General features: G+C 50.6%; 24 protein-coding genes and 3 pseudogenes. 16 read left to right on the forward strand and 11 right to left on the reverse strand.

The features are described from left to right. Positions 1–22: 22 nt before the first annotated feature. The 5 genes and pseudogenes from P3339_RS02590 to malT all read right to left on the reverse strand — a co-directional run bounded on the left by P3339_RS02590 (position 23) and on the right by malT (position 7,478). Positions 23–2,314 carry a plasma-membrane proton-efflux P-type ATPase gene (locus P3339_RS02590; RefSeq protein ID WP_282952337.1) on the reverse strand — a complete coding sequence of 764 codons (2,292 nt, stop codon included), beginning with the start codon at positions 2,312–2,314 and terminating at the stop codon, positions 23–25. After that, positions 2,311–2,553, reverse strand: coding sequence for a cation-transporting P-type ATPase (locus tag P3339_RS02595; protein WP_282952338.1), 243 nt, complete (start codon positions 2,551–2,553; stop codon positions 2,311–2,313). The genes P3339_RS02590 and P3339_RS02595 overlap by 4 nt, the downstream gene beginning before the upstream one ends. A gap of 318 nt (positions 2,554–2,871) precedes the next feature. Further along, positions 2,872–3,177, reverse strand: coding sequence for a hypothetical protein (locus P3339_RS02600; RefSeq protein WP_282952339.1), 306 nt, complete (start codon positions 3,175–3,177; stop codon positions 2,872–2,874). Next, positions 3,171–4,519: pseudogene (locus tag P3339_RS02605) on the reverse strand (alpha-amylase family glycosyl hydrolase). The gene P3339_RS02600 and the pseudogene P3339_RS02605 overlap by 7 nt, the downstream one beginning before the upstream one ends. Positions 4,520–4,763: 244 nt before the next feature. Beyond that, positions 4,764–7,478 (reverse strand): HTH-type transcriptional regulator MalT, encoded by a 2,715-nt coding sequence (gene malT / locus P3339_RS02615; protein ID WP_282952342.1) that lies wholly within the window; start codon positions 7,476–7,478, stop codon positions 4,764–4,766. A 435-nt stretch (positions 7,479–7,913) separates the two neighbouring features. Between malT and P3339_RS02620 the strand changes: the two genes are divergently transcribed. The 10 genes and pseudogenes from P3339_RS02620 to P3339_RS02665 all read left to right on the forward strand — a co-directional run bounded on the left by P3339_RS02620 (position 7,914) and on the right by P3339_RS02665 (position 14,737). Next, positions 7,914–8,807: a hypothetical protein gene (locus P3339_RS02620; RefSeq protein ID WP_282952343.1), complete on the forward strand. Its 894-nt coding sequence runs from the start codon at positions 7,914–7,916 to the stop codon at positions 8,805–8,807. Between the two features lie 37 nt (positions 8,808–8,844). Then, a pseudogene (locus P3339_RS02625) lies at positions 8,845–9,494 on the forward strand (MBL fold metallo-hydrolase). A 45-nt stretch (positions 9,495–9,539) separates the two neighbouring features. After that, positions 9,540–10,151: a DUF2799 domain-containing protein gene (locus tag P3339_RS02630; RefSeq protein ID WP_282952344.1), complete on the forward strand. Its 612-nt coding sequence runs from the start codon at positions 9,540–9,542 to the stop codon at positions 10,149–10,151. Positions 10,152–10,226: 75 nt separating this feature from the next. Next, positions 10,227–10,655: a hotdog fold thioesterase gene (locus P3339_RS02635; protein ID WP_020414407.1), complete on the forward strand. Its 429-nt coding sequence runs from the start codon at positions 10,227–10,229 to the stop codon at positions 10,653–10,655. 29 nt (positions 10,656–10,684) lie between these two features. After that, a complete protein-coding gene (locus tag P3339_RS02640; protein ID WP_020414408.1) occupies positions 10,685–11,392 on the forward strand; it encodes a M48 family metallopeptidase in 708 nt (235 codons plus the stop codon). 47 nt (positions 11,393–11,439) lie between these two features. Continuing rightward, a complete protein-coding gene (locus tag P3339_RS02645; RefSeq protein WP_282952345.1) occupies positions 11,440–12,327 on the forward strand; it encodes a TRAM domain-containing protein in 888 nt (295 codons plus the stop codon). Beyond that, positions 12,267–12,803, forward strand: a complete 537-nt coding sequence (gene rlmD / locus P3339_RS02650) for a 23S rRNA (uracil(1939)-C(5))-methyltransferase RlmD (RefSeq protein ID WP_282952346.1) — start codon at positions 12,267–12,269, stop codon at positions 12,801–12,803. Before P3339_RS02645 ends, rlmD begins: the two co-directional genes overlap by 61 nt. Positions 12,804–12,986: 183 nt before the next feature. Then, a complete protein-coding gene (locus P3339_RS02655) occupies positions 12,987–13,355 on the forward strand; it encodes a DUF2750 domain-containing protein (protein ID WP_020414410.1) in 369 nt (122 codons plus the stop codon). A 54-nt stretch (positions 13,356–13,409) separates the two neighbouring features. Beyond that, a complete protein-coding gene (locus P3339_RS02660) occupies positions 13,410–13,802 on the forward strand; it encodes a VOC family protein (RefSeq protein WP_020414411.1) in 393 nt (130 codons plus the stop codon). A gap of 5 nt (positions 13,803–13,807) precedes the next feature. Beyond that, on the forward strand, positions 13,808–14,737 hold the full coding sequence (locus P3339_RS02665; RefSeq protein WP_020414412.1) for an SDR family oxidoreductase: 930 nt from the start codon (positions 13,808–13,810) through the stop codon (positions 14,735–14,737). Positions 14,738–14,779: 42 nt separating this feature from the next. On the opposite strand, the pseudogene mnmH reads toward P3339_RS02665, so the two are convergent. The 5 genes and pseudogenes from mnmH to P3339_RS02695 all read right to left on the reverse strand — a co-directional run bounded on the left by mnmH (position 14,780) and on the right by P3339_RS02695 (position 18,973). Further along, positions 14,780–15,873: pseudogene (gene mnmH / locus P3339_RS23725) on the reverse strand (tRNA 2-selenouridine(34) synthase MnmH). A 483-nt stretch (positions 15,874–16,356) separates the two neighbouring features. Beyond that, positions 16,357–17,262, reverse strand: coding sequence for a sterol desaturase family protein (locus P3339_RS02680; protein ID WP_282952349.1), 906 nt, complete (start codon positions 17,260–17,262; stop codon positions 16,357–16,359). Between the two features lies 1 nt (position 17,263). Next, the gene (locus tag P3339_RS02685) at positions 17,264–17,848 is read right to left on the reverse strand and encodes a hypothetical protein (RefSeq protein WP_282952350.1); all 585 of its coding nucleotides are present in this window, start codon (positions 17,846–17,848) and stop codon (positions 17,264–17,266) included. Continuing rightward, positions 17,845–18,501 (reverse strand): SRPBCC family protein, encoded by a 657-nt coding sequence (locus P3339_RS02690; RefSeq protein ID WP_282952351.1) that lies wholly within the window; start codon positions 18,499–18,501, stop codon positions 17,845–17,847. Before P3339_RS02690 ends, P3339_RS02685 begins: the two co-directional genes overlap by 4 nt. Beyond that, positions 18,428–18,973: an aromatic ring-hydroxylating oxygenase subunit alpha gene (locus P3339_RS02695; RefSeq protein WP_282952352.1), complete on the reverse strand. Its 546-nt coding sequence runs from the start codon at positions 18,971–18,973 to the stop codon at positions 18,428–18,430. The genes P3339_RS02690 and P3339_RS02695 overlap by 74 nt, the downstream gene beginning before the upstream one ends. Positions 18,974–19,045: 72 nt before the next feature. On the opposite strand from P3339_RS02695, the gene P3339_RS02700 reads away from it, so the two are divergent. The 4 genes from P3339_RS02700 (at position 19,046) to P3339_RS02715 (ending at position 23,154) form a co-directional block, all read left to right on the forward strand. Then, positions 19,046–19,633, forward strand: coding sequence for a TetR/AcrR family transcriptional regulator (locus tag P3339_RS02700; RefSeq protein ID WP_282952353.1), 588 nt, complete (start codon positions 19,046–19,048; stop codon positions 19,631–19,633). 852 nt (positions 19,634–20,485) lie between these two features. After that, positions 20,486–21,085: a hypothetical protein gene (locus P3339_RS02705; RefSeq protein WP_020414419.1), complete on the forward strand. Its 600-nt coding sequence runs from the start codon at positions 20,486–20,488 to the stop codon at positions 21,083–21,085. Between the two features lie 219 nt (positions 21,086–21,304). After that, positions 21,305–22,630, forward strand: coding sequence for an SLC13 family permease (locus P3339_RS02710; protein ID WP_282952354.1), 1,326 nt, complete (start codon positions 21,305–21,307; stop codon positions 22,628–22,630). 41 nt (positions 22,631–22,671) lie between these two features. Continuing rightward, on the forward strand, positions 22,672–23,154 hold the full coding sequence (locus tag P3339_RS02715; protein WP_282952355.1) for an SLC13 family permease: 483 nt from the start codon (positions 22,672–22,674) through the stop codon (positions 23,152–23,154). Between the two features lie 19 nt (positions 23,155–23,173). Here P3339_RS02715 and P3339_RS02720 read toward each other — a convergent pair whose 3' ends face one another. Further along, positions 23,174–23,620, reverse strand: coding sequence for a CBS domain-containing protein (locus tag P3339_RS02720; protein WP_245556713.1), 447 nt, complete (start codon positions 23,618–23,620; stop codon positions 23,174–23,176). A 549-nt stretch (positions 23,621–24,169) separates the two neighbouring features. Between P3339_RS02720 and P3339_RS02725 the strand changes: the two genes are divergently transcribed. Further along, positions 24,170–24,646: a DNA binding protein gene (locus P3339_RS02725; RefSeq protein ID WP_020414422.1), complete on the forward strand. Its 477-nt coding sequence runs from the start codon at positions 24,170–24,172 to the stop codon at positions 24,644–24,646. Positions 24,647–24,822: 176 nt separating this feature from the next. Beyond that, positions 24,823–25,407 (forward strand): SixA phosphatase family protein, encoded by a 585-nt coding sequence (locus P3339_RS02730; protein ID WP_282952356.1) that lies wholly within the window; start codon positions 24,823–24,825, stop codon positions 25,405–25,407. The last annotated feature ends 2 nt before the right edge of the window (positions 25,408–25,409 follow it).

Consider the following 25,409-nt stretch of genomic DNA (forward strand, 5'->3'; position numbering starts at 1 on the left):
TTGAGAAAAAGTTAAACTCTTTTCAAATGTCCTGCAGGCGGCGGTAGAGTAATTTTTTGACCAAGTCCAGGGCGAACATCCAGATGATCATATATAGCCATACCAAGCCAATAATACTCCAAGGGATGGCGGGAACCAGCCAGCCGAATCCGCACATTAGCACCGTCAGGATTTGAGTGCCGACAATCGCACAAAACAGTTTCATTGCTGGGAATGGTTTACTAAAGAAAGCTTTACGTGAGCGCACTACAAACAGCAGCAGATGACCACCAGCGACAATTTGCAAGAAAATAATTGTCTGGATTTGTTCCTTACTAAGTGATATCCAGGATTGCCACTGGCTATTCTGTAGCCATTCCATGCCAATTAAAAGGAGGCCCATTGTTTGTGCAATAGAAAAAATTCCAATAATCGTTGACCCAAGCAGCAGATCACGCATTTCCCAGTGTACCGGCTCTTTGGGCAGTAAGGTATTGTCGTAGGCGATGGTCATTATGGGAATATCATCCAGTAATGCGACAAGTACAATCATTACGGGGGTAAGGGGAGAGAACCCAAAAAGAATGGTAGCGAATACCACAACAACCATGATGTCCAATGTCATGGAAACCCGAAAAAGCACATAATTAATAATACGTTCGAATATTTTTCGTGCTTCGTCGATAGCATCGACAACGGTCGATAATCCTGGGGCGGTAAGAATAATAGCAGCCGCAGCGCGAGCGGCATCGGTGGCGCCGCTGACGGCAATACCGCAGTCGGCCTGTTTAAGGGCAGGAGCGTCGTTTACACCGTCACCAGTCATAGCTACCTGATGCCCGCGCCCTTGCAATGCTTTTACAATGGCATACTTATGTTCTGGAAATACCCTGCCAAATCCGTCGGCTCGCTCTACACAGTCAACCACTTTCTTTGGCAGGTGGTCCATATTTTCCGATTGATCAAATACATCCCCTGCTGCAAATATATTCTGGCCGATACCTACCTGGGAGGCGATTTCCTTACCGATCGCGACATCGTCTCCAGTAATCATTTTTACCTGTAGTCCATGTTCCCGCGCCCTGCTGATAGTTTGTTTAGAGTCATCCCGAGGTGGATCTTCGAGGGAAAGAATTCCGAGAAAAGACCAGTTATTTCCATTATTACAGCGTGCCACTCCCAGTGAACGAAGGCCGTGAGAAGCTAATTCCTCTACACAGGATTTTGCTTTCTCTGCTTTATCACCGTTGAGATTGCACAGTGCCATCACCGCCTGGGGGGCACCCTTGCAAAAAGAAAGTAAGTGTCCTTTATCGTCTGTGACCTGCGCCTGAGCACGCTTAGTAACGGGGTCGAAAGGAGTGAATTCTTTTAGTCGAAAGTTATTTAATTGATTTTTATTTTTAAGGCCGGCAAAAATTGCCTGATCGATGGGGTCACTGGAAGCGGATTCTGAAGCTAGAGCTGCGGCGAGAATAAGTTCATCGCTGCTTTGAGCATCAAATAATTTTGGATCATGTAAGCTCAACTGGTTTTTCGTTAGAGTGCCGGTTTTATCTGAGCAAAGGATATCCACACCGGCGAGTTCTTCAATAGATTCGAGTTTGGAAACAATAGCTTTTTTGCGCGATAGTGCCAACGCACCCAGGGCATTGGTAACAGTAATCACTGAGGGCATAGCTACCGGAATGGAGGCGATTAGCAGCACCAATACTGTGCGCAAAATGTTGATAATGTCGGACCAGTGCCAGTTGGGCGCTATTACTATATCCCGATACAGCTGGGTCCCAACCAGTAACATCGCCAATATCAGGCAGAGCACAATCAGGAAGTCGCCAATATGAGTGACGGCTTTTTGTGAGTGCGAGGCCTCCTGGCCTGCACCTGCGACCAATTTTGCGGTGCGTCCAAAGAAAGTATTGCGGCCGGTGCCAATAGCAACAGCGCTCATTTCTCCACGTTTTGCAATACTGCTTGAGTAGCCAATATCTCCCACTTTTTTGCTGACCGGCAGGGACTCGCCGGTGAGAGCGGCTTGATCGATGCTAATAGATTTGCCGTCGATAAAGCGCACATCAGCTGGTACCACTTGACCAAGCTTTATACGCAAAATATCACCTGGCACCACGTTGGCCGCTGCAATAGTCTGGAATTTGCCGTCCCGTAGTACTTCGGCCTGTGGAGCCATACTGGCCTTCAAGGCGGCGAGGGCATTGGAGGCTTTATGCTCTTGCCAGAATCCGGCAATGGCATTGTAGAGAAGCAGTGCCATGATGATAGCGAAGTCCGGCCAGTGCCCAATAAGTGCGGAAAGTAAAGCGGCGGCTTCGATCATCCAGGGAATGGGGCCCCAAAAAAACGGAAGAACCTGGCGAGTGCGCTCTGTTCTTTCTCTTGAATCGTATTGGGGCCGTACTGCTTAAGCCGAGCTGTAGCTTCACTCCGGGTTAGGCCCTTAGGTGTAGTTTTGAGTGCAGAATAGACGTCGCCAAGCTCTGCCTTTTGCAGATCTACCTGGCTGGCCACTACCGACGAGGTATTCGCAGTTTGAATTCCTGGCCCAGATTCAGGCACGGGCATATTCCATTTGGTCGCAGGCGTTGAGCATAAATTCCGGGTAATTTTACAGGGCAGTTAATTTGTACTTTTGCAAATATCTAATTTAGCAGCAGGGTCGAAGCCAAATGTTGTAAGAGCTGCCTGCGAGGATTTTCAATGGGGAATAAAAAGGCCGGCACGGGGCCGGCGAGGAAGCAGACGTCGAAAGGATAAGCTGACGTTGCAGAGACACAGAAAAGCAACACAAAATACCTGGGAGAGGTGCTGTTATTTTCCTGAAAATAGCGATCAGCAGCAGTAACTACCGGTCAAAAAAACACCTGGGTTAGCGGGTTACGAATTGGGTTTTTTCCGGTGCAGTACACAGGCTCCAGCAGGATCCAGGGTTAAGGTGCTGTTGTTAAACTGGTTTTTAAACAGGCTTGGGGTAATGTCTTGGGCACCAGTAAACTCTTCAGGCAGGGTATATTGCTCGCTGTGTTTACCTAGATTCAGGGCAACAAGGAGTTCTTCTCCTGCGGCACGGCGAATAAATACCAATAATTCGTTATCAGTGTTGATCACTGCCTGTTGTGCTGTCGCTAAGCTTGGCGGCAATGTGTGGTGCCATTCAATCAGGGCGCGAAACTGGTTCAGCATGGAGTGCTGGCTATCTTCCTGGATGCTGACGGCGCGTCGCTGGTGATCTTCTGAAACAGGTAGCCAGGGTTTACTGGCGGAAAAGCCGGCGCTTTCGCCGCCCCCTGCAACCAGGGCATAGGCGTACGGCAACCGTCGCGACCTTTAAATTCGGGCCATAGGTTAATGCCATAAGGGTCGACCAAATCCTCAAAAGCGATATCCGCTTCCGGCAGGCCCAGTTCTTCCCCCTGATATATACAAACACTGCCGCGCAGGGTCAGCTGCATAAGCAGGAATAGCGGGGCGCGCGCATGGGTTAATTCATCGCTGAAGCCTTTGTTCCAGCGGCTAATCGAGCGGGGTACATCGTGGTTACTGATGGACCAACAGGGCCAACCCCTCTCAATTACCTCGCGGTTTTTCTCCAGTGTTTCCCGCAGGAATTCAGCGCTGCAATCCTCGGTCAACAGATCGAAGGAGTAGGCCATGTTCAGTCGGTTTTCTGTGGTGTATTCGGCCATGATCTTGTGGGTGTTGTCATCGCCCACCTCGCCCACGGTAACCGTGCCCGGATACTGATCCATCAGCTTGCGGACGCGTTGTAAAAAGACGAGGTTTTCAGGTTGGGACTTATCGTGTTGATGCCATTGATAATCGTAGTGATTCACCGGCGGCAACCCTTTTTCGTCAATCCTGAGTGGGCGCGCTGGATTATCAGCCAGGGCCTGCTGGTGGAAAATGAAGTTCACTGCATCCAGGCGGAAACCATCCACTCCTCGGTCCAGCCAGAACTTCATGTCGGCTAGCAGCTGCTCCTGCACTTCTGGGTTGTGCACATTGAGGTCCGGCTGTTCCCTGAGAAAGTTAGCCAGATAAAATTGGCGGCGGCGGGTACACCAGCGCCATGAGCCACCACCAAATACGGATACCCAGTTATTTGGCGGGGTGCCGTCGTCCCTGGGATCTTGCCATACATACCAGTCTGACTTGGGGTTATCATGGCTGGAGCGACTCTCTTTGAACCAGGGGTGCTGGTCTGAGGTATGGCTGAGGATCTGGTCGATAATAATTTTCAGGCCGCGCTCATGGGCTGCTTCGATCAGTTGGTCGAAGTCCTCGAGTTTGCCAAAAATCGGGTCTACATCGCGATAATCCGCCACGTCATAACCAAAATCCACCATCGGGGATTTAAAGAAGGGGAGATCCAGATGGCATCTACGCCTAGAGATTTCACATAATCCAGTTTTTGCGTAATACCGGGAAGATCGCCGATACCATCGCCATTGGCATCGCAGAAGCTGCGGGGGTAAATCTGGTAGATAACACTATTGCGCCACCATTCTGTGCTGTTGCCGCTCATGGATTACTGCCTTGTTTCATTATTTGAAGGGTGGGACAGGCCCACTCTGGAAGGATGCGCCGAGTATGGGGTAGCGTGCAGTGGTCTACCTCCTCCCCACCCAGGGGGAGAGGCTGAGAGTTGTGGCGCGCTGGGGGAGAGTAGTTGGAGGACACACTAATATCTGACTCACCCTGGGTGTGTCGTCAAATTATAGTGAGCTGCGGTGGGAATGCGTCAGTACATCCTTGTGCTGTGAGTGGTCTCAGGGGCGATCCTGCACTGAACGCAGCATTTGCTCGGCCAGGGCGATGGCCTCTTGGCGGTCTTTGACATCCAGTTTCTGATAGAGGCTGCGGATATGGGTCTTGATAGTACTGGGTGCCACCTTGAAGTGACGCGCAATGCGCTCGTTCGATAGCCCCGAGTGAATGGCATTGAGTACCTGCCACTCCCTGGGAGTCAGTGGCGAATGGCGCAGGAAATCGGGTACCGCATCGCTGGCGAGAATCTCCCGGATGATGGTGTCATCCAGTTCAATACGAATGCCACCATCCAGTTCAGGTTGTTGCTGGGTCACGCGAATCAATTCCTGCGCCTTGGTGGCTTCTGCCTCCTCCAGACCCTGCTCCAGGGCGGCCTTCAGAATGACGATCAGTGGTTTACCGATCTGCAGGAAGCTGGCGCGGAAGTCTCGCCCGGCGGCCAACTGCAGCGCCACGGAAATGGCTTCCACTGCTTCACCGTGCCGCTCGCGCAGCCAAAGCAGGTGGGACTCCAATACCCGATTGCGTAGACGGTCCGTCACCAGGCCGCACTCCTTGGCGACCTGCTGCAAGCGGCTCAGCAAGCGATTGGCGTCAGACCAGCGATGTAGCTCAATCAATGCGCGTACATGGTTGCGTCCGTGACATTGCTCAAAGTGATTGCTGGGCCTGTCGGCTACCGGTTCAGCCTGTTCCAGCCAGGTGGTAATAGCCTGTTGATTGCCCAGGGCGCGCCAGGTGCGGATACGGGTGGCGTCGGCATTGGCAACCCAGTCGCGATGATAGCGTTCGCCTGAGAGCAGGCGCTCAATACGGTCGAGCCATTCCTGGGACTCCTCTTTCTCGCCGCGCGCCTGAGCAATTTTCAGCAATAGGGTGTATTCAGGCAAAAGCCAGTGCTCTCCCACTTTGCGGTTGATTTGCATTCCCCGGCGGGCGGAGCGCTCGGCGCCTTCCAGGTCTCCACACTCCCACTGCAATTGGCCGCGCAGGCGACAGACAAACTCGGAAATTGGTAGGGTGGAAAGGTGGTGTTTCTGCACCAGGTTGTACACCTTTTCCTGCAGGGTGGCGGATTTTTTCAAAAGACCCTGGGCGAAAGCGATCTCGGTCTGCTGGCAGATGGCCCACGCGACACTGGGAATATCTTTCTCGGCAATAGCCAGGGCTTCCACTTCCTGCATATGTGCAAGGGCTTGTTCCAATGCGCCAAGGCAGAAGCTGGTTTCGCCGGTCACCAGTAATGCGGAAATTCGCTCCCCCAGCTGTTCACGGTGCAACAGCCCCAGGGCTTCCTCAGCGTATTCCTTGGCTTGTAGGGTTTGGCCGCGGGCGATAGCGACCTGGGCGCGCATAGTGGCAAAGGCACCCTCATACTGGTGCCATTGCTGCGGATCCTGGCGTTGCAGCCAGCTCTCAGTGGCGGCGAGGTTCTTCTCACACTGGTCGTACTCAAAGTTTTCCCGCGCCATCTTGGCTGAAAGCAGGGTAAATCGCGCATTGAGTTGTAGCTCTTCAGCGCCCAGCCATTCAAGGCAATCGCGCAACAGGCGGGACTGGCCCCCGCGCAGTAACCGCTCTCCCTGCTCGTTCAGCAGCTGGCGCAGGCGTTCGCGGTCACCACCGGCGAGGGCGTGACGCAGGGCTTCAACCGGCTGGCCCAGCTCTTGCCAGGTGTCGCAGGCAATGGTGTGTAAATGCTGCAACTGATCTCGGTCGCTCAGTTGACGCTGCAGGAAACGCGCAAACACTGGGTGAAAACGGAACCACCGTCGACTGGAATCCTGTGCCTGTAGGAAGAGCCCACGCCTGGCCGCACTTTCCAGCATTTGCTGGCCATCGCTGCGATCACTCAGGCGCTCTGCCAGCTGGGCATTGACGCGGGTGAGGATTGAGGTACATGCGAGCATCTCACGCAGCTGGGGTTCAAGCCGTTCCAGTACTTCTTCGGCGAGGTAGTCGAGAATATGGCTATGGCCCTGCTCCAGTTCTGCCAGGTAACGGTCGACCTCTTCGCGGTCGCGTACAGAGAGCGTGAATAGTTGCACAGCCGGGGGCCAGCCCTCACTTAAATGCTGTAGTTGGGCGGCGCGATCAGCGTCCAGGTTAAATGGCAGGCGCTGCTTCAGCAGCTGGGCGATTTCCTCGGTAGTGAGTGCCAGGGCATCGCTGCCCAGCTCGAGTAGGCGTCCCTGTACACGCAGGGTAGCGAGCCCCAGGGGCGGCTGGCTGCGGCTGGTGAGGACGACGCCCACACCGGCGGGGGCGTGGCGCAGAAGAAAACGGGTTGTGTCGTGTACTACCTGATTATCGATCTGGTGATAATCGTCCAGCACTATGCGCAGCTCGCAAGGCAGTCCGCGCAATTCAGCCAGCAAATGGCTGACGACAGAGGTTGGGTCCGGACACTGGGGTGCTGTTAGCAACTGGTAGGTCTGGGGTACGCCGTTGCCGGTTGCGCGGTGCACACTCTCCACAAGGTAGCGGCAGAATTGATTCGGTTCGTTGTCGCTGGCATCCAGGGTATACCAGGCCACCGGGTTATCCTGGCCTGAGGCCCAGGAGGTGACAAGTGTGGTTTTACCGTAGCCCGCCGGTGCAGTTACCAACAGCAACTGGTCGCTGTGACCGTCGTTAAGTAACGACAGCAGGCGGGGGCGCGCCAGTGTGTGCTCGGGGCAATCCGGCAGGCTGTATTTGGAGGTTAATAGCATCGCTGCGGGCGGGATCGTTTTAAACGTCTGATTTTTGTACAAAGGTTATTATGCACCAGGAAAGCGCTAATGTGACAGCGCTGCGACAGGGGGCAGGGGTAGAATTGGTAGATTTGTTTCGATTAAGACTGGCGCGGACTTGACTTTGGGCAGTATATTACTGGGCGGATCAAATTAGTCACACTGATCCCTTAAGATTAGCCGCCGGCAGGGGCACGTCCCTTTGCCCCCGAAAGCTGGCGTGCAAACTGGTCTTACCGACCAGATTAATCACCTTCTAGCGCATTGTTATAGCGGCAATTTCCGGTCCTCCTGACCGGATTATTTTTGCCAAAATACGCAACATATTTTTACGCAGTGAGTTCAATTTGGATCACTGTCGGGTGTGCAGAGGGTCTGATGCCAATTCAACAAAAATAATAAGAAGAGGCAAATATGGCAGATATTGTAGTCCTGGCCGTTGCGGGAGCCGGGGTGGCCCCCAGGGATTTTGCGAGCCCATTATTCTCGGCGTTAAAAGATGCTCTCGGCGGTGACTGGTCGCGCTTGTATTGCGATACCCTGACGGCAGTGGAATCCCTTCAGGGCAATACAGATCGGGTGTTCCAGGGGATGTGCAAGAGCGAGATGGACTATCTGCGCGCGCGCAAATTCTTGCTTTGTACTATGGCCCAGGGCGCAGCCCAATTGGGAGATATCCAGCAGCGTGATGGAGCCTATGAGAAAACCCAAGGGGCGATTTATCGCATGTTGCAAAAGGCTGCAGCAGCGGCCGGTGAGCGAACACCGGTGGTGCTATTAAGTCATTCTTTCGGTTGCGTCAGTTTTTCCAATTACCTCTGGGATGCCCAGCGTTCGAGTGTTGGCCATGGAATTTGGCGTGATGGTGGTCCCGGAGGTGTGCGTAAGGGTTCTGCGCGAGAACGCTTCCTGCGACTGAAGACCCTGAGCTACTGGTACACCCTCGGAGCCAGTAATCCGCTCTGGTGTGCTGGCAGGGGGCGTGAGCAGATCCAGGCGGTCACCGCGGACTCCCGCGGCTATCGATTTCGTTGGAAGAACTTCTATCACCCCGATGATTTATTTGGTTGGCCCCTAAAGCCACTGAGTCCTACTTATAACCAGGCCGTGTATAAAGATTATGAGACGCGTCCACTAAGTGATTCCCATATGGGTAGCCAAGGTCCACAGGTGTTGCCTCTGGAAGATTACTGGTCCAGTGACCTGGTGCTGCAACAGCTGCTTGGGGACTTGCGCGCGCTGCTGCAAAACGGACAGCGTGGAGGTTCGGCACCTGCTCAGCGATCTCAACGGGTACTCACGGTATAATCTCTGTTCCCTGTAACTGATCCCATTAAGGATACCTATGTCGCTGCAATTTCATTCGGTCCCGGTTACTCCCTTTCAGCAGAACTGCACATTGCTTTGGTGCGAGGACAGCAAGCGCGCTGCGGTAGTGGACCCTGGCGGTGATATTGACAAGATCCTTGCCGCTGTAGAGGAGCGCGGCCTCAAGTTGGAGAAGATACTCCTTACTCACGGCCACTTGGACCATGTGGGGGGACAGCTGCGCTAGCCGGGCAGCTGCAATTACCCATTGAGGGCCCTCATCAAGATGATAATTTTTGGATAGAACAGCTGCCCATGCAGGCCCAGATGTTTGGCTTTCCCGCGGTGGAAGTTTTTACTCCGGATCGTTGGTTGGAGCAGGGTGATACCGTTACTGTGGGTGAGGAAGAGCTCGAAGTTTATCACTGTCCCGGCCACACGCCGGGCCATGTGGTGTTTTTTCACCGTCCCAGTAACCTTGCCCTGGTGGGGGATGTGCTGTTTTCGGGCTCTATCGGACGCACAGACTTTCCCCAGGGAGATCACGATACTCTGATACGCTCGATCAAGGAGCGCTTGTGGCCGCTCGGTGACGAGGTACGCTTTGTACCTGGGCACGGCCCTATGTCGACTTTTGGCCAGGAGCGTAAAACCAACCCCTTCGTAGCTGATAAACGTTTCGGCTGAGTTTTTATTGTGGGAGAACAGTAACTAATACGGGAGGCCGACCCTATGTCTACGAAAGTGAGTTTATACCTACTTATTTTTGCTGCTGTGTTAAGTGGTTGTGCAGTAATTTCCGAAGATGAGTGCCGCGCTGGGCTCTGGTATGAGCGTGGCGTTCAGGACGGTGCCCGCGGACGCTCCCCGCTGCTGGTGCAGGAGTTGGCTCAGGAATGCCTGAGTTACGAAATCTATGTGGATAATGAGGCTTGGTTGCGCGGTCATGAGGAAGGTATAGAGCAGTTCTGCACCCCGGATAATGGTTATCGGCAAGGGCGTCGGGGGTACAAGTATGAAGGGGTATGTACAGGCCCTACTGCTGATCTCTTCGTCGAAAATTACCAGCGTGGACTCGTTGAATACCGTATCGAACAACAGTATCAAAACTTATTGTGGCGTCGCGACAACTTAGAGCGGGAGCTTTACTCTCTGCATTATGCCCTCCGGCACACTGACAGTGACAGCCAGCGCCGCGCCCTGTATTTCCAGTACAGTCGGCTCGAGTGGGAGTTACGCATGTTGGATTTGGAGCTGCATCGCTATGGGCTTTTCGGTCCTCGTTATTTTATCCCCGGTCTTTATCCCCGTGGTTTTTTCTCCTCCGCCTTTTTTTATTGGTGAGTTTAACGGTGGTGTGCTACCGAGTGGTTAAACTCAGATGATCACCTTTACGATTTCATTTCTAGAGAGTTTTTCATGGCAATTTGGCACAGTACTCCGACCTTGGAAGAGATTAATCAGGGCAGTGCTAACTGCATGCCCGGCTATCTCGGTTTGGAAATTACGGCAATTGGTGAAGATTACTTAGAGGGTAAACTACCGGTGGACCACCGTACACGCCAGCCTTTTGGGATTTTACACGGTGGTGCTAATGTGGTGCTGGCAGAGACTCTGGGATCTATTGGTGCCAACCTGTTGGTGGATCCCAATAAATACTACTGTGTTGGGCAGGAGATTAATGCCAACCACCTGCGACCGGTGCCGGAGGGTGAAGTTACTGGCCGGGCTAAGCCTGTGCATATTGGACGAAGCAGCCAGGTTTGGGAAATATTGATTTATGCACCCAATGGCAAGTTAAGCTGTATTTCCCGAATCACCATGGCGGTGGTGGCTCACGGTGGCTAGCAGATGCCAAATTTTTTGGGGTGCCTCCAATGAGTGAGGCGGATGAATTTATTTTTGAGGATATTCCCTATCGCTTGGTGCGTTCACCCCGACGCAAGCGATTGGGATTGATATTGGCGCAGTCAGGGGTAGAGGTACGTATCCCTCAGCGCTGTGCAGCTCGCCATGGCCATCAGTTTCTGCAGGACAATATTCAGTGGGTGCGAGCCCAATTACTGGCCGCCAGTCAGCGGGCATCCCAGGTGCCGCGTTACCGATATGCTTTTGGTGAGCGATTTCCATGGCTCGGCAGGTCATTGCCACTTGCGCGTGCCTCTAGTACTAAAGCTGCAGGAATTGGTGAAGCGGCAATCCTTCTTTATACCCGCACCCAATTTCCTGAACAGGAGCAACTTCAAGGAGCTTTGCAGCGCTTGTATCAGCGCGAAGCACTGGTCCTGTTAACGGAAAAGTCCCAGTTGGTGGCGGATCGACTGGGGCTGACATTTTCTTCAGTGCGGGTACGGCGTACTAAAAGCAAGTGGGGGCACTGCAGTATCCGTGGAGAGCTACAGTACAACTGGTTGGTTTGTCTGGCTCCGGAACCTGTAGTGGATTACCTCATTGCCCATGAGGTCTGCCATCTGCAACATCACAATCACAGCCGTGACTTTTGGGTGTTGGTGCAAAGTGTTTGTCCCCGTTTCAAAGAATTGCGCCGTTGGCTCCGTGATAATGGCCACCGCCTCACTGTGTAAAAAATATCAGTACAAATCAGATCTTTCGAATTCTTCAATTAATTAACATGAGCAAGAAACCGCGTTTTATTACCTCGCGCAAGCCGGTGACAAAAAATTTGCCGGCGCAGGCCGAAGCCTGCGTAGAGAAGTTCAGCCATGATATGCGTGGCATTGCCCGCGTTGCGGGGAAAACTGTATTTATCGATAACGCTTTGCCTGGTGAAAAAGTACTTTTTCGTTATAGCGCTCGTCGGGCCCGGTTCGATGAGGGCTCAGCGGTGGAAATCTTGCAGGCATCACCTCAGCGTAGCGCGCCTTGCTGTCCTCATATCAACTTCTGCGGAGGTTGTTCTCTGCAGCACCTGGAAATTGGTGCGCAGATTATTGAGAAGCAAAAAATCCTGCTGGACCAACTTATTCGTTTTGCTGGTATTGAGCCCAAAGAGATATTACCGCCCTTGGTTGCTGCATCCTACGGCTATCGGCGCAAGGCACGTATCGGCATTCGCCAGTTAAAATCCCGTAGGGGGAAAGAGTTAATTTTTGGCTTCCGTGAAAAACGCAGTAATGATCTGACGGATATCGATGAATGCCATGTACTGCACCCGGCAATTGCCAGACAAATACCGACGTTAAAACAGCTTGTGGCTGACTGCGATGGCAAAGCCTATTTTTCTCAGTTGGATGTGGCTGTGGGTGATGATGTTGCGGCTCTGGTACTGCGCCACCTAAAGCCGTTATCGGAAGGTGACCGAGAGCGCTGGATAAGCTTCGCAAAAGTATCTGGTATACACATGTATATACAACCTGGTGATTCGACATCAGTTCGACGTTTATGGCCGGAGCAGGGGAGGCCTTCCTCAGTTACGCGCTGCCAGAGTTTGATCTCACCATGCGTTTCCAGCCATTGGACTTTATCCAGGTCAATTTCGAAATTAATCGCCAAATGGTAAGTAGAGCCCTGCAATGGCTGGATCCCCAACCCGATGAGCGGGTATTGGACCTTTTCTGTGGCCTGGGGAACTTTACCCTGCCTTTGGCGCGATGTGCCGGCGAGGTGGTTGGCATTGAGGGCGTGGGGGCACTCACCCGTCGCGGTGTAGAGAATGCCGAGCTGAATACTTTGGATAATGTGCAATTTTACGCAGCAGACTTGAATGAGGAAATAATAAATCAGCCTTGGGCCCAGGGCGGCTTTAATAAGATTCTGCTGGACCCGCCGCGAAGTGGTGCTTTGCAGGCTGTGCGGAGTATTGCGAGTTTTAATGCAAAGAAAATTGTCTATGTGTCCTGTAATCCTGCAACCCTTGCGCGGGATGCGGGGGCCTTGACACAGCTCGGTTACCACCTGACAAAGGCGTGTGTCATGGATATGTTTCCCGATACCGATCACGTTGAATCTATGGCGGTATTTGAAAGGGATGCCTAAGCCGATAATTGTCTAAGCAAAAATATTCGAGATAAAGAAAAAATTAGCTGGGTTTTATGCATAAGTTAAAAATGGCTGGTGAGCCTCGCTAAGGCCAGGCCGGGAAAATTACGCCAGGTTACTGCATTGGTGCGAAGAGAAAACTAACGTACACTGCTGGCAAATCCATTAAGCGAAGATGTTATGCAAAGTGCACCCCTAACGAATGATTTTGAAGAGAACTGTGCGCGCTTTTTGCCTGAGGCTGCTGAGCAGGGCTGTGTTTGGGCACTACAGGGGGAAGAGGGTTTTGCGCTGTGTGAATCAGAAAAACGTGCACAGACTGAAGTAATGCCGTTTTGGTCGCAGCGTGAATTTGCTGAGATGCACTGTGAAGGTGATTGGGCCGAGTATGAAGCTGTAGCTATCGATCTGGAAGAGTTTATGGACGATTGGCTTACCGGTATGCATGAAGACGTGCTGCTGGTAGGGTTGAATTGGAATGTTGAACTGGAGGGAGTGGAGCTGGAACCACTCGACCTGTTGGAGCAGCTGGAGCAGGAACTGCAGTAAGCTGCGCCATAGTGCCCCATCAGTGGATAAAAATCACACAATAGGGTGTCTCAAATGGGGCAGATTCTCGGCTTGCACACGGTTATTTACGGTGTAACAGATATTGCTGAAGCCAAAGACTGGTACACACAATTACTGCAGCAGAAACCCTATTTTGATAGTGAGTGTTATGTGGGGTTTCGAATTGGCCAATGTGAACTGGGCTTGAATCCAGACGCGCGCAGTGCGATCAGCCGTGCGGATGGCGTGGTCGCTTATTGGGCGGTTGCGAATATGGCCACACAGGTCGAACGTCTCGGAACCATGGGTGCGCGACAACATAGCGATGTGGTGGATGTTGGCGAGGGCGTGCTGATGTCAAGTTTTCTCGATCCCTACGGCAATATTTTTGGGTTGATTGAGCACCCACAAGTTCAGCCGGAGGTTTTGGAACAGTTAACGGAGTAGTCCCCGTGAACAGACCGCCAGTATCCAGCTTTCGCACTTCAAGTCAGGGCTTTGCAGCTGAGAGCCTGGCCCAGATCGGACGGGGCTATGTGGCGCCAGACCGAGTCGCACTGATTACCGGATGTTCCAGCGGTATCGGGCGTGAGCTGGCCCTGGCGTTGCATCGTCGCGGTACAATTGTTATTGCCACGGCGCGGCGTCCGGAGAGCTTGCAGGAGCTTGCTGATTTGGGCATTGCCACTGAAGCCATGGATGTAAACAGCCAGGCGGATATAAACCGCGTTGTTCACGCTCTTAAAGCCGCCTATGGCCGCCTCGATATTCTGATCAACAATGCCGGCTATGGCCAGATGGGGCCGTTGCTGGAGTTGGATACTCGGGCCCTGGAAAATCAGTTTCGCACTAATGTATTCGCACCGCTTGCACTGATCCGCGCCTGTGTGCCGTTAATGCGTGCCGGCAAGGGGGGTGTTGTTTGTAATATTGGTTCGGTATCCGGCGTACTGGCGACACCTTTCTCTGGTGCTTATTGTGCCTCCAAGGCTGCCCTTCACTCACTTTCCGAAGTACTGCGTCTCGAGTTAAAGCCTTTTGGCATTCGCGTGATGACGGTGCAGCCGGGGGCTATCGCCTCGGAATTTGGCCGTCATGCAGAGGTATCACTGCGCGGGTTACTGCCGCCGGACTCTTTATATAAGCGCCAGGAGGAGGCCGTGCGCTCCCGCGCACAGGAGTCGCAGCAAAATGCCACTCTGGCCAGCACGCTTGCACGTAAGTTGGTGCGTGAGTTACTTCGAAAGCGGCCACGAACTCTGGTACGCATTGGAAACCGCAGTAGCTTATTGCCCTGGTTGGCACGCTGGCTGCCCCGCGGACTTCGGGACTGGATAATGCTGCGTCGCTTTAAATTGAATCGGTTGGCACATAAGGCTTGATATGTAGCTTCTGATTATTGCGGTAATCGTGCTGGGTGAAAGTTAATTGGGGATAAGAGTTTCCGAATCTGCCAACCAGGCTTTCACTTCAGCGTAGGTACCGCGAAACAGGACTTCACTATCACGCTTCTTCATCAGATAGCTATAACTCCCATCGTAATACTCCTTCAGCAGTGCCATCACCAATGGAATATAGGCGTCGCTGTTGCCACTGCGCTGTAGCTCCCCATTGGCTTCGGCCAGTTGTGTGTCTAATTGCCGATAGCGCAGCCCGCCTAGGCGTTTGCGTATTTTCCCCAAGCTGTCACGCAGATCCGCTCCAAGTGCCGCAGCAGGGGATTCAGTGTCGCCAAAACGTGGTAAGGCCTCACTGATATAATCGCGCACGATACGGCGGGCACGATTCTCTACGGGTTCCTCAACCAGTATACGTGGTGCAGCTTTCATTGCGCTTTGCAGGGCGGGGGGAGGGCACAGCGTCCGATGAGGTGACTTTCATCCTCGATAAAAACCCTTTCAGAGGTTTGTGTCAGCTTGAGTAAGTCGATACTGATTTGGTTTTCGAAATTGATCTGCGTTGGTTGCTTGTATCCGGTGCGACCAAAGCTGGAACCACGATGCTTGGCTATGCCCTCCAGGTCCAGAGCTCGACTGGCCGACTGGATCAGTTCCGTTTTTCCACTGCCGGTATGGCCAGCAATAACAGCAAATGATAACTGCCGGCTTTGGATTTCCAGTTCACCAAGAAGGTAGTTGCGCATAGCTTTGTAACCACCCTCTACCAGAGGGTAATCAAAACCTGCGTCGCGAAGCAGTTTCTGAGTAGTATGTGAGCGTAGGCCACCACGAAAACAGTAGAGATAGCCTTGTGGGTGCTCATCGAGAAAAGCCTCCCAGGCGATGAGACGTGCCTGTACCACCTCTTGAGTGGCGAGTTTCCATCCAAGGGTTATGGCGGCCTGCTGTCCTCGCCGTTTGTATTCGGTGCCGATGAGTTCGCGTTGGTGATCATCCAGTAATGGACGATTTTCTGCAGAGGGGAAGGCCCCACGCTGATACTCTACCGGTGCGCGCACATCCAGTAGTGGAGTATCACGGAGGAAAATTTCTCGGTAATTGGATGTACCCTGCCGCAATGGAAGCCTCTCTATTAATATGGGGAATATCGATAAGATACTTGATGCCGCTTCTGTGAACCAGATGCCTGAAGAGAATATCCTGGCTTTGAAAGTCATTCGCCGGAGTGAGGAAAACTGAGATATGGAAGATAAGATATGTTGTCGATGGTAAAAAAGCACTAATAGTCCGTATGTAATATGGAATATCCAACAAATATAGCGAGTGGCAGGGCTGTTCCTGAGAAATTGTTGAGCGTAATAAAATGGATTTCTTTTACTTCTGTTTCTCTATTGGGATTTTAGGAGAAATACTCTGCCACATTGATGCCAGATTAAGTTATGAGAATAAATAGGGTGCAATTATCGCTTTGTCTTTGTTAACTAGTTCAGGCTTGCTCGTGAGTATCACTTATCAAAAAATGGTCAAAATAGTTTATGAGATAGAACCATTTAATTTATAGTTAACAGATAGAAAAATCTGCCTTTATTGGTGCGCAGTATTTAATTTTGTTGAAAACAATTGCGATTCTGGTGATGTTTCCATATCCACTCAGGGGATTTTATCAATAGATGCCAGCGTGCTTTCCAGCTATTAGCCTGCCAGAGCTGCCGGAATAGCTTGGCGTAGCCGTGGCAAAAGATGGTAAACGGGTTGATGCTGTTAATTCTGGGAAAAACCCCGTACCGCACAGTTGATTTTTCCTCAGCAAAGGTTCCAAAAATCCGGTCCCAAATAATTAGAATACCGGCATAATTTTTATCCAGATACTCACGATTAGCAGCATGATGCACCCGGTGATGGGATGGGGTATTTAAAATCCATTCGATCGGTCTAGGTAGTTTTTTAACTGCCTCAGTATGCAGTAATGTTTGGTAAACCTGCACAATCATTTCGCTAAAGAAAATGAGAAGCGGATTAAACCCGAGCATGGCTAATGGCAGGTAAAAGAAAAAAGGCAACAAGCCATCCAGTGGTCCAAATCGGTAGGCTACAGAAATATTAAAATAGGGTGAGCTGTGGTGCACTGTATGGGAAGCCCAGGCCAAATTGACTCTGTGGGCAAAGCGGTGCTCCCAGTAGTAAGCCAGATCAGCAAGGATCAGGCAGGCCATGATGGTCCAGCCGGTAATGGGTAGTTGGACGATGCTGAAATTTTCAAAAACAAAGAAAAATGCGGCCACATAAAAAAGCGCAGCAATTAATGAGGTAATTGCAATAAAAGCAGCCAGGGTAATGAAGTTGCTAGCCGAATCACCTAGCATGTTTAGGGTCAGTTTGCGCTTGAGAGCATAACGTAGCAGTTCGAATACAAATACCACCATAGCCAGTAAAAAGAAGCCATCATTCACCCACACCTCTAAGTGTTCAATCTGTTCCTGGGTAAACATTGCAGTTAAAAAGTTCATGTCACTGTTTCTCATTAACCTGATAAATATCAACAGAGCGAACAATCCCGTTTTCTGACAGAGTATATTTCTCAATGACTGCTTGCAGTGTTGGGCCAAAGTGAACCAGTTGCCAGTGCCCTTCAAGTCCATCTGGGGAAGTATCCGTGCTTCCTCCAATGTGGGTGACATCACCATCCGGTATGGGCTCACTGACGTTGCTCAGAAATAAGAAGCTTTCCTTCGGTAACCCTACCGTTACCCGGGCTTCATGGTAGTTCTTCGAAAATTTCTGGTAGATAATAAATATCTTATGAGGGCCCGGTTTAAGCCGAGTGTATACATCCTCGCGCTGCAATAGTAATTCAACCAGGTTGCCAGCGTTTTCCAAAGCAATGAAGCGGGTCATGCCATAGATTCTTTTTGGAAGAATCTCTGAACCTGATTGCGCTAAGGATTTAGCATCAGATTTTGTGGCAATTCCTGGTTCACTCGCTGCATTGGTTATATGTGCTCTTGTTTCAGGAGCTAAAGGCTGGGCCCAGGCAAGAAAAGTCACTGAGCCGGCAATAACACCTGTTAAAAGTAAGGCATGACAAAGTTTCAATTTCTACTCTCCCGGCTCGTAGATGTTCGATAAATAGGGATACTGGGACAGCCAAATAGGCGCGAAGCAAGAAAGTGGTGAAAATCCACAACAATGCGCTCTGCCTCAACTAGTGTGCCGCCTTTTCCAGAGCATGAGTTCATACCTCGTTGAACTCGTTCACAAATCCATTGGTCTTCGGCAAAGAATCTGTCCGTAAATTTACGGGTAGAGCGATTGCTGCCATGGTCGTTGTAAATCAGTGAGCCGGATTGGACCTCTGTTTCACCCGCATGGCGTGGAATAACGGACATCCAGCTAAAAGAGACAGGATCGATAATGGCAACAAAGTTAGGAGGCAGCATCAGTAGTTGGTAATCTTCTGGCTTGCCAAAGCCAAGAAAGGACTTGATTGTGCCTCCAGTCAGGGCCCATCTGCTGCAGCCCGCGGTGTAGTAGGCATCTTGGGTTGGTGTGACTGTTTCTAAGGTTTTCCGATGTACTTTGAACAGGTGGTAACTCTCCATGGCATTTTCCATCACCACTTTCCAGTTGGCAGACCAATACTCGGTTTTGCCAGGCTCGAATGCATCAAAAACGTCAAGCTGTTGGATTGGCAGGTAATTCGATACGCTGGAAAGCTGTTTTGAGAGGGGGTGCCTGATCACTGACATCTACAAATACCAGGCCATTCCAGGTTTCTACCGGGTAGATAGGTAGACAGTGCCTGGCTTTGTTCACCTCCTGTTTTCCAGTGAAGGGTACTCCGAGTAAAGAACCTTCCAGGCTGTAGCTCCAAGCATGATATGGGCAGACTATGCGCTTATTAACATTGCCCAAGCCGGTATCCAGCAATGGTGTGCCTCTGTGCCGGCAGGTATTGGACAGAGCCCGCAGCTGTCCATCTGCCCCACGAATCACAGCTACAGGTATACGTCCAATATTAATGGCACAGTAATCTCCCTGTTTAGAGAGGCTTGCTTCGGCAGCGACAAACACCCAACCCCCTTCAAAGATGCTCTCCATTTCCCTGTGAAATATGGTCTCGCACGTATATGCCCCGAAGGGCAAACAGTGGGCGTTAGGAAGCTGGGAATTGGCCGTGCGTCGATATTCGGATAACAAGTCTTCATCATCAGTACTCATGGAGCCACTCACAGTGTAAAATTTTTATGAGACATTTATGTATCATAACCGTCAGACATTAATGAGACAACTGTGTCTCAAAAAAGAGTTGCTATGAATACCAATGATTCCAGAGTCAGTCGCTCCCGAGCCCGCCTTATTGAAGCCGGCAAGGAGCTACTGATGAAGAACCCAAAAGCCAGCCTGAAAGAAGTAGCCGAAGTTGCCGGGGTGGGAAGGGCAACCCTCTACCGGCACTTTGAAACCCGTGAGGAGTTGATCCTGGAGATAGCCAGAGAGTGTTTTAAGTTAACCAGCCAGGTTCTGCGGCCCATCTATACAGATTGCAAGCTCTCGGCTCGGGAAAAGGTGCGCAAGGGGCTCGAGGCTCTGATGCCCCTGGCAGATAGTTATCATTTCCTGCTATCTCTGTGGAATATCGCAGAGGGTGATTTAGAAGTGCTGGCGTATTATGGTCAGCAGATGGATGATTTAACGAGTCTGATAGAACAGGCGCAAAAAGATGGCGACATTCGCAAGGATTTGTCCATCGAGTGGATAAGTTCAATGATTGATGCCCAGGTTTACTCAGCTTGGTGGTTGATCGGTCAGGGGCAGGCCAGTGTGGAACAGGCAGCAGGTTTTGCTGTTACCAGCTTATTTGAGGGTATAAATGCTTAGTAGTTTTAACCAACTTATTAGAGGCTGTACTTTTCCCTAATATGGAGAGGTAAGCCTTATTGTCAATCAATCTATTTCTGCCGAGAGAAAAACTCTTTACTGGAAAATTGATTGTGTGAATTTTTATTCGTGAAGTGTAATTTAGAAAAAATTTTCAATAAACTGTAATAATATTTATCTGTCTGAAAATGTAACTTATGTAGTAGGCCGTTAGTTGGAAGTAACCTGATATTTACACCATGTGCAAAAGTTAATCTGAGCGTCCGCCTCTTCTATTTTTGTCATATTCTTTATGTTCCCCTAATTTTATTTTTGATTCTTATCTTTTGAGGTTTTCCTGCCCAGGAAGTCATCAATAAAAAGCATCATATTAGAGAATTGGAAGCTCGTGAAAGTGTGGAGCAAGATATGTCGTCAAAGGTGAATTTGGTGGTAAGTTGTGCACAAAATAAGGAGGTCCAAAAAATATGGTAAAAAATAATTATAAAAGCGTTAGCTGGTGCTGTGTAAAACTAATATAGCGAGTGAATTTCCCCTGTCTTCAAATAGGGATTGCAACTGATTGTTTTTGGATTGCTGCTAAGTTAAAGGATGAAAAACAATTACGGGGTAGGTACAACCTCTAACCTGAATTTAGGATTGATTATCTGATTTTTTTGTGGTTCATTAATGTGCGTAAATTTCAGGAGGGAAAATTATTATTGATTTTCCTGGCTCCTGTTCAGAGTCAGCGTTGAATATTACCGGGGATGAATGTTTCTCCTGATTGCCAGTGGCATTTTCACTCAGCCTGAGTGGAAATTCAGTGTGTAATTTGGAAAAGTATGCGCAACTCCAGGGAAAATGTAAGAAATGGCAAAAAAATATATCTACATTCCAGTTAACAGCGATGAAATGCAGGAATTTGCAAAAGATCTGGCCGGTGCCTGGAATATTCCTGCAAACCAGATCCTCGCCAATAAGGTGACTTCCGGAGTTGGCAAGGCTATGTACCGATGGGTGGATAAGTGTCTCAGTAAACTTACCCCAGCTGACACTCTTTACATAGTTACCCATGGCACAGGTGCACCCGATGGAAAGATGATTGGGGCCCAACGCAATAGTGGTAATAACAAACAAAAGAAAGTATACGTAAATGGTATGGCGCAATGGCAGGGAGGTGAGTGGAAAACCTATACGCCAACCCAATTGGCGAGCACTTTGGTCAAGGAAGGCTTACCGGCTAACTTCGTTAACCTGCATGTCTGTGCTTGTGGCTCTGGTTATGATGGTAAGGAGCTGAGGCCCTGGGCCCAACGCCTTCTACAGCAGATGGCGAGCAGTCATAGGAGTCTTCAGGTAACAGGGTATACGGGTTGGTTTTCCTGCAGTACCAGCCGGGTCTGTATCAAAGTGGGTACAATCTTTTACCCGCTGGAGGAGCGTGCGGTCACTTTTTCCCTGGCGAATTAACGCATCGATGAATCAATAATTAATATCGCATAGGGATGTGTGATTACTTATCACGTCTATTTAAGGGTGAAGCTGACAGAGTTGCCTTTGGAAATAGCGGCACTGATTCTATCAGTGTTCTGACACTCAATTGCTCGCTCGATACTGTTCCTTGTATACCCTGAATAAGTCATCGCGACGAAATTCTCGCGAATGCTGTGTTCAGGACATACCTAATTTATGACTCTCGACCAGTTGCTTATTTTAGCCATCCTCGCGGTAACCATTGCGCTGTTTATTTGGGGCCCTTGGCGACACGATATGGTGGCACTGGCATCCCTGCTTGCCTGTGTGTTTACCGGCTTAATACCTGCTGAGAATGCCTTTAACGGATTTGGACATCCTGCGGTGGTGACTGTAGCCTGCGTGTTAATCATCAGCCGAGGCCTGCAAAACACCGGGGCAATGGATGCTCTGGCACAGCGAGTGGTACCGCGTAGCGGCAATATCACCTTGGGTATTTTATTGCTTACCGGTCTCGGCGCATTTCTGTCGAGTTTTATGAATAACATTGGTGCCTTGGCGTTGCTGATGCCAGTGGCTGCCGATATGGCTGAGAAACAGAATATAGCTCCCGGCAAAATTCTGATGCCGCTCTCCTTCGCCACTATTCTCGGCGGTATGACTACCCTGATTGGCACCCCACCGAACCTGGTGGTATCGGGCTTTCGTGCCAGTGCAGGTGCTGGCAGTTACGGTATGTTTGATTTTACTCCGGTGGGCCTACTAGTGACGGTCGTTGGACTGCTGTTCATCGGTCTGATTGGTTGGCGCTTAGTACCGGGGCGCAGTCAGGCTGGAGCCTCCAGTTTTGACACAGGTACCTACCTTACCGAGGCGGTTGTAGGCGAAAAGAGTGCCGCTGCAGGTAAGAGCCTTCGCGAGATTGGAAAACTGTTTGGTGCTGAAGATGCTCAGGTTGTAGGGATTGTTCATAACGATGCCCGAGTTTCGCCAGCTACCCCTTGGCACCGAGCGCACAGCGGAGACATTCTGGTTATTGAGGCTGAACCCGAATCCCTTGCGGCCAGCTTGTCGAGCCTCGGTCTCAAGATGGTGGGGGAATCGGAGAGTGTGCAGAAAGATAAAGAAGAATTGAAAGATAAAATGAGTCAAGCCACAGCTGGGCGTAAAGAGAAATCGGCAGAGAAGGAAAAAAATTCTAATCACCGTGAGGAAATGCAGCTGCGTGAGCTCGTGGTGATGCCCAACTCCCTTTTGGTTGGGCGCTCTATCCAATTCTTACATCTGTCTGCGCGCTACCAGATTCACCTGTTAGCTCTCTCCCGGCGGGGACGTCGCTCAGTGCGTAGGTTGCGCTCTACCCCGATACTGGCCGGAGATGCCCTGTTAATGATGGGGGCAGATGACAACTTGAATCATTTCGCCCGCGAGCAGGGCTGCGTCCCCCTGGCACAGCGGGATATCAGTATGCCGAATAAGGAAAAGTCAGCCATAGCACTAATTGCTATGGCACTGGCGGTTGGGGAGCTGCTTTTGGTTTAATTCCCGCTGCGATCTCATTTGCTGCCTGCGTATTGGCGTTTATGGCATTGAAGGTTGTACCGTTACGAAATATTTATGAGTCCCTGGATGGCTCGGTAATCGTATTGCTGGGTACCCTGATTGCAGTAGCGGACGTGATAGAAACCACTGGTGCCGCAGACCTGTTAGCGCAGGTATTGCTGGATAATCTGGCCCAGGGCAGTGCGGTAGTGGCATTAGCGCTGATCTTGATTGTCACCATGACCCTGTCGGATTTTATGAACAATGTCGCGACTGCGGCGGTGATGTGCTCCATCGCCTTCAGCACTGCGGAGCAGCTGGCAGTAAACCCGGACAGTTTCCTGATGGCAGTGGCCATCGGCGCATCCTGTGCTTTTCTGACTCCGGTCGGACACCAGAACAATACATTAATCCTTGGACCGGGAGGATTTGATTTCGGTGACTACTGGCGCATGGGGCTGCCTCTGGAGATACTGGTCGTATTAGTCAGTATCCCCATGCTGTTGTGGGTCTGGCCCTTGTGAAATTGCTTTTTTACCGAAATCAGGCGATGGAATCGTCTACCGGCTGGGCTAACTCCGCCATGTAGTTACTGCAAAAACGCAATATATCGGTCACTGTCACAATACCCACCAGTTCTCCCTCGCGCATTACCAATACCGAGCCGATCCCGGTATCGGCCATGGCCAACAGGATTTTATCGAGAGGGTCGTGGATATCGGCGATAAAGGGGCGCCGTGCACAGAGGTCATGCACGTATAGCTGCTGCTCTTCCAGGCGATGGCCGGGTGCATTAGCGCGTTCTATATCTCCCCTGGAGATAACAGTTTCCAGTTCACCCGCTCGAGTAACTGGTAAATGGCGTACCTTGTGCTCCTCCATCACAGCCAAAGCGTCCTCGACAGTGGCATCGATATCAATGTGGTAGGGAAAGGGCGTCATTAATGCCGCAAGTGTGGGCATATGATGGATATTGTGGGGATTGGACATAGCTGACAATAAGTATCCAATAGTTTTTGGCAATGAACTCTATTGCAATGACCAGCATAGTAATTTGCAATTGGCGACTGCAGGTACAATATAGCCAATACAGGAACAGTTGAATATCCCTTCATTGAGGGAGATATCCCCGCCTTTGTTACTTTTTAGTAGCGATACGGGCGAAGATCCATATTATATTCAAATGACAGTGTGTAAACAGTTGATATTTATTGGCGAAAGCTTATTATTCGCGACCTCAGCCGAGAAATATAACCAGCCATTCGGGCATATCACCAATTTTGGCTGAACTCGGTTAGTTTTAAATAATGTATTTGCCGATTATATCTAGCGTTGGAGTCCACCTGCGCAGCGGTATCTACTTTTTTGTTTCGGCCCGTTCGTAATGTGTCGAATATTACAGTTCTTAACCGCACTCAATCGGTTAACGCTGTTGTTTACAAATTTTTATATTTCGAATACCCGGGACTCGACTCTGTGTCGATTGCCGTCACAGGGTTTCCTCTGTATTTTTTAATAACCGTCGTTGAGGTTTATTGAATGTTTCAGGAATACGAACAACTTGAACAACAAATCGCCGAACACCAGGCGAGAATCGAAGAGCTGCAGGAGCAAATGGCCCAGGCAGAACGTAAAAAAGATGGCGTAATCGCTTTCGATAAGGCGCTGGTTAATTTGGCTGCGGAATACCAGATGGAAGAGGAAGAGTTCTTCGTCGCCCGCGGTCAGCAAATTGTTGAATGGCTGGTTGGCCAGCTGGGTGATGAGGATGCTCAGGACTTTGTTCAGACTCTTAAGTCCCGTGTTGCCCGTCACCTGAAGAAAGAGGGAGATTCTCCCCGTCGCGGTCGTCGTGCAGCGCCCGCCAGTAAGTCTGCGGAGCCCAAGCTGGAAACCGGCCACTACCGCAACCCTTATACCGGTGCCACTGTGGAAAAGAAAAAGCGTAATCCGAAGGCTTTAAGCCAGTGGATCGATGAGTATGGATTGGACACTGTAAAAGAGTGGAAGATCTAATCTCTTTTTGATCGCTAGTCCGGTGCCGTTTTATTGGCACCGGATATCCTTCCCTATATATTTACTTTTCTTTACATATTGAGCGCATACTCCTGCGTTTTATCGCATTCCGATTTACTTGCTCTATCATTGCCTGCATAACGTCTTACTGAGTTATTGATAGGGAGTATTAATCCGTGTTGTCCCGTTTAACGGTTCGCTTTACTTGTGCACTCCTGGCCCTGTTTGGAATGGCGGCTTGGGCTGAGAGTGAAACTGCAATTACTGATAGCCAGGTTATCTATTTGGTGCGCCATGCTGAGAAGCAGCGGGGCCTGGAAAGTGGAATAAACCCGCACCTGACGGAAGCTGGGCGGCAGCGCGCCAAGCAGCTGGCACGCGTACTTGGCGAGGTGGGTATTGATGCGGTGTACAGTACTGACTATGCCCGTACCAAAGAGACCGCAGAGCCACTAGCTGCGGAGTTGGGTTTGCCGATTCAGACGTATAATCCCCGTAAACTGAAGGAATTTGCACGGCAATTCGATCAGGCCGGTAAGCGGGTGCTGGTTGTGGGTCACAGTAATACAACTCCAAAGCTGGTGGAGCTGTTGGGCGGTGATAAGGGGCGGCCAATCAGGGAATTGGATGAGTACGATCGGCTTTATATCGTGATACGCAATCGCGGAGATGTGACAACTTTGTTACAGCGTTATGGTGCCGATAGTAGTGCTAAAGCTGAGCGTAAATCGAAAACTGAAGCAGCTGTGGAAGAACCGTAAGG

The sequence above is a fragment of the Microbulbifer sp. MLAF003 genome (genome assembly GCF_030012965.1).
GTDB classification, from domain to species: domain Bacteria; phylum Pseudomonadota; class Gammaproteobacteria; order Pseudomonadales; family Cellvibrionaceae; genus Microbulbifer; species Microbulbifer variabilis.